Below are 4,366 nucleotides of genomic sequence, written 5' to 3'. Positions count from 1 at the left end.
CCACCCCCCCCCCTTCAACCCTCTCCCCCCCCCGCCGGCGCCCCCGCCCGCCGCCGGGGCTGCTCCGGGGGGGGGGGGGGGGGGGGGCCCCCCGCGCCCCCCCCCGACCCCGGAACCTAGAACGGCAGCTTCTTGAAGATGAAGCGCGGAACGTGCTTGAGCACGAACATGACCCAGCGCATCTGGCCGGGCGCGTAGACCTCTTCCTTGCCCTTGCGGACGCCGTCGATGATCGCCGCGGCGACCTGGTCCGGGGTCTGCGACATGGGCGGCGGCTTCATGCCCGCGGTGAGCTTCGTGTGCACGAAGTTCGGGCGGATCACGGTGACCTTCACACCGTGCTCCTCCAGCGCGTAGGTGAGACCGGTGTAGAAGATGTCCAGGCCGCCCTTGGAGGAGCCGTAGACGAAGTTCGAGCGGCGAGCGCGCTCACCGGCCGGGGAGGCCATCACCGCGATGCTGCCGTGGCCCTGCTTCTTGAGCTTGTTGGCCAGCAGCACGCCCAGGCCCACCGGGGCGACGTAGTTGATGTCGGCGACGGCGCGGGCGGCCTCGAAGTCCGTCCAGCCCTTCTCGTTGTCGCCCTGGATGCCGAAGGCGATCAGCGTGACGTCGACGTCGCCGTCGGCGAACGCCTTGTCGATGACCTCGGCGTGCGTCTCCGGCTTGCGGGCGTCGAAGTGCAGGATCGACACCGTGCTGCCGGTCTTGCGCAGCTCCTCGGCAGCGGCTTCGAGGCGCTCGGACTCCTCGGGGCGGTCGGCCAGCACGATGCGCAGCGCGCGGGTCTGCGCGTACTGCTTCGCGGTGGTCAGCGCGATGTCCGAGGTGCCGCCGAGCACCAGCAGGGATTGGGGGTTGCCAACAGCGTCGATCACAGCTCAAGCCTCCGGCTCATGTCTGAGGCGAATTTGCCTTCGGGGTCAATGGTCTGGCGGATCTTCTTGAACTCGTCCACCCGCGGGTACATCTGGTGGAAGGTCTCCGCGGACGTCCGCGAGTCCTTGGCGGTGTACAGCCGGCCGCCGAGGGAGAGCACGTCCTCGTCCAGCTCGGTGCAGAACTTGCCCAGACCGTCGACGATCGGGAAGTCCAGGCACACCAGCCAGCCGGGGTGCGGGTAGGACAGCGGGGACCGGTTGCCCTCGCCCATCTTCTTGATGACGTTGAGGAACGACACGTTGCCGGACTGGGCCACCTTGCGGATGATCCGCTTGAGGTCCTCGTCCTTGCCGTAGGGGAGTGAGAACTGGTACTGCAGGAAACCCTGCGAACCGTAGGCGCGGCTCCACTCGCCGATCAGGTCCAGCGGGTGGTAGAAGGCCGTCAGGTTCTGGATCAGGTCGCGGCCGCGCTTCGGCGTCTTCCAGTAGTACAGCTCGCCGATCGTGCCGAAGGTCAGCTTGTTGGCCAGCCGCGGCGGGAAGACGTCCGGCAGCGTCAGCAGCTGCGGCGCGTCGAACTTCAGCGGGTCGGCCCGCAGCTTCGGCGGCAGCTGGTCGAGCGTGGCCAGCGAGCCGCGGCCGAACGCGCCGCGACCGAGCTTCGACCCGGTGGACATCGAGTCGAACCACGCCGACGAGTAGGTGTACCTGTCGTCCGAGCCGTCGTTGAACAGCTCGATCGTCTCGTCGAGGTTCGCGGTCCGGTCGGCGTCGGCGATGAAGTACGCGGTCTCGGTCCGGGTCATCCGGATCGAGGCGCGCAGGATGATGCCGGTCAGGCCGATGCCCGCCACCGTCGACCAGAACAGGTCGGCGTCCGGGCCGTTGGGCGTGATCGTGCGGATCTCGCCGTCGGCGGTGAGCAGGTCCATCGCCACCACGTGGTTGCCGAAGCTGCCCGCGCTGTGGTGGTTCTTGCCGTGGATGTCGTTGGCGATCGCGCCACCCACCGTGACCTGCCGGGTGCCCGGCAGCACCGGGACCCACAGGCCGTAGGGCAGCGCGGCCTTCATCAGCTCTTCCAGGCTCACGCCCGCGTCGACGTCGACGATGGCGGTGTCCGGGTTGATGTCGTGAACGCGGTTGAGCGCGGTCATGTCGACGACCACGCCACCGGCGTTCTGCGCGACGTCGCCGTAGCTGCGGCCCAAGCCGCGGGCGATGACGCCCCGCTCGTCGGCGGTGCGCACCGCCTCGGCGATGGCGTCGACGTCGGTCGTGCTGAGCACGCGCACCCGGGACGGTGCGGTTCGTGCCCAACCGGTCAGCGTGCGGTACTCCATTGCTGCGGTCACAGGCCCAGCCTTCGCGAAAGGTCGGAGACGAAGATGCCCTGCGGGTCGACCGAAGCGCGGATCTTGCGCCACTCGTCGATTCGCGGGTACATCTTCTCGAACATCTCGGCATTGGTCCGCGACTCCTTGGCCAGGTACAACCGGCCACCTGCGTCGAGGACCATCTCGTCAAGCTCCTGGCAGAGCCGGTCCAGCCCCGGGGTGATCGGGATGTCGACTGTCAGCGTCCAGCCTTCCCGGGGGAAGGACATCGGGGCGTCGTTGCCCGGGCCGAAGGTCTTGAGCACGTTCAGGAACGACACGTGGCCCGAGGCGCTGATCTTGTCGATGGACCGGCGGAACATCGTTTCCTGGCCGAACGGCACCATGAACTGGTACTGCAGGAAGCCGTTCGAGCCGTAGATGCGGTTCCACTCGCCGACCAGGTCCAGCGGGTGGAAGAACTGGGTGATGTTCTGCACCGCGCCGAACTTGGTCGGTGCCTTGCGGTACCAGACCTCGTTGAACGCGGTGATCGTGTACTTGTTGACCAGCCCGTTGGGGAAGATCGGTGGGGCGGTCATCAGCTGCGGCGCGTTGAACTTCAACGGGTCCTTGCGCAGCTTCTTCGGCAGGTCCTCCAGCTTCGCCGAGTTGCCCCGGGTCAGCAGCGCGCGGCCCAGGCTGTCGCCGCGGGCGAGCGAGTCGAACCAGGCCACCGAGTACACGTAGTTGGCGTCGGAGCCGTCGGTGAAGTGCTCGATCAGCTCGTCCAGGTTGTTCGTCCGCACGTTGTCGACCACGAAGTACGCGGTCTCGACGCGCTTGAGCTTCACCGCGGCCCTGACGATGATGCCGGTCAGGCCCATGCCCCCGACGGTCGCCCAGAACAGCTCCGAGGTGTCGCCCTCGGGCTTGAGCGTGCGGACCTGGCCGTCCGCGGTGAGCAGGTCCAGCGACAGCACGTGGCTGCCGAAGCTGCCCTGCGAGTGGTGGTTCTTGCCGTGGATGTCGGATCCGATGGCACCGCCGACGGTGACCTGGCGGGTGCCCGGCAGCACCGGGATCCACAGCCCGTGCGGCAGGAGGCGGCGCATCAGGGTGTCCAGCGAAACCCCTGCGTCGACGTCCACCACGGCCTCGTCGACGTCGATCTTGTGCACGCGGTCCAGGGCGGTCATGTCGATGACCGCGCCCCCCGCGTTCTGAGACGGGTCGCCGTAGCTGCGACCCAGGCCGCGCGCGATGACGCCTCGCTCGCCCGCCTTCCGGACCGCGTCGGCGATGGCCTCGACGTCCGGAGTGCTGACGACGTGAGCCCTGGTGGGCGCCGTGCGCCCCCAGCCGGTCAGCGTCTGAAGCTCGTCCCTTACCGATCCCACCCAGCCGAGTCTATCCGCGCATCGGGTTCTTCTACCGCCGGGTACGAGCGGTCCCCAGCGGATCGCGAAGCGTCGTCGCTACACTCTCGGGGGACGTGTGTGCCACGGTCCCGACATCTCCAGCTGCGGGGTCGGAGGGCGTCTGGTCCTGCCGTCGTTTCGTAAGGGTGAACCTGTGACAGTGGCCGATACCGCAGCCAACACCGAGCCCAAGAAATTGGGCGTGTTCAACCAGCTGGCGCGCTTCATCATCATCGGCGGCGGCTGCGCCGTCATCGACTTCGGCACCTACTCGCTGCTGCTGGGCGTGCTCGGCTGGCCGATCTGGTTGTCGAAGTCCATCTCGTTCATCCTGGGCACCACGGCGTCCTACGTGATCAACCGCAAGTTCACCTTCCAGGGCGCGGGCCAGGGCAACACCACCGCGAAGGCCGGCGCCTTCGTCGTGCTCTACACCACGACGTTCTTCGTGAACATGGGTTCCAACCAGCTGCTGTGCGTGCTGTTCAACGCGCAGGAGGCATGGCAGTTCACGCTGTTCTGGGTCATCGCCCAGGGGCTCGGCACGATGATCAACTTCATCATGCTCAAGCTCCTCATCTTCCGCGACTGACCAGCCAGAACCACGCTCCGAACGGGCGCTCGGCCACCCCGCCGGGCGCCCGTCTCGCAGTAGGCGCTGACCAGGTAGGAGATGACCGCCTGCTCGTTGACCCCCATGAACCGCACCGACAACCCGGGTCGGTACTCGTCGGGAAGGCCGGTC

Annotated in this window: 4 protein-coding genes and 1 pseudogene; 1 reads left to right on the top strand and 4 read right to left on the bottom strand. The window is 67.6% G+C overall.

Going from position 1 to position 4,366, the window contains the following annotated elements; genetic code table 11:
* Positions 1–116: 116 nt before the first annotated feature.
* The 3 genes from AB0J91_RS32855 to AB0J91_RS32845 are packed head-to-tail and all read right to left on the bottom strand — an operon-like array spanning position 117 to position 3,600.
* A complete protein-coding gene (locus AB0J91_RS32855; RefSeq protein WP_132673265.1) occupies positions 117–878 on the bottom strand; it encodes a decaprenylphospho-beta-D-erythro-pentofuranosid-2-ulose 2-reductase in 762 nt (253 codons plus the stop codon).
* Positions 875–2,227: an FAD-binding oxidoreductase gene (locus tag AB0J91_RS32850; protein WP_363795825.1), complete on the bottom strand. Its 1,353-nt coding sequence runs from the start codon at positions 2,225–2,227 to the stop codon at positions 875–877. The genes AB0J91_RS32855 and AB0J91_RS32850 overlap by 4 nt, the downstream gene beginning before the upstream one ends.
* Positions 2,228–2,235: 8 nt before the next feature.
* Positions 2,236–3,600: an FAD-binding oxidoreductase gene (locus AB0J91_RS32845; RefSeq protein ID WP_363876884.1), complete on the bottom strand. Its 1,365-nt coding sequence runs from the start codon at positions 3,598–3,600 to the stop codon at positions 2,236–2,238.
* A 175-nt stretch (positions 3,601–3,775) separates the two neighbouring features.
* Between AB0J91_RS32845 and AB0J91_RS32840 the strand changes: the two genes are divergently transcribed.
* Positions 3,776–4,213: a GtrA family protein gene (locus tag AB0J91_RS32840; protein WP_235876593.1), complete on the top strand. Its 438-nt coding sequence runs from the start codon at positions 3,776–3,778 to the stop codon at positions 4,211–4,213.
* A 59-nt stretch (positions 4,214–4,272) separates the two neighbouring features.
* Here the strand turns inward: AB0J91_RS32840 and AB0J91_RS32835 are convergent.
* Positions 4,273–4,366: pseudogene (locus AB0J91_RS32835) on the bottom strand (hypothetical protein); the annotation flags it as partial.

The organism is Saccharopolyspora sp. NPDC049357 (genome assembly GCF_040677225.1).
Taxonomy (GTDB): domain Bacteria; phylum Actinomycetota; class Actinomycetes; order Mycobacteriales; family Pseudonocardiaceae; genus Saccharopolyspora.
The sequence above is the reverse complement of the archived record's forward strand: the minus strand, read 5'-3'. Positions and strand labels throughout refer to the sequence as shown.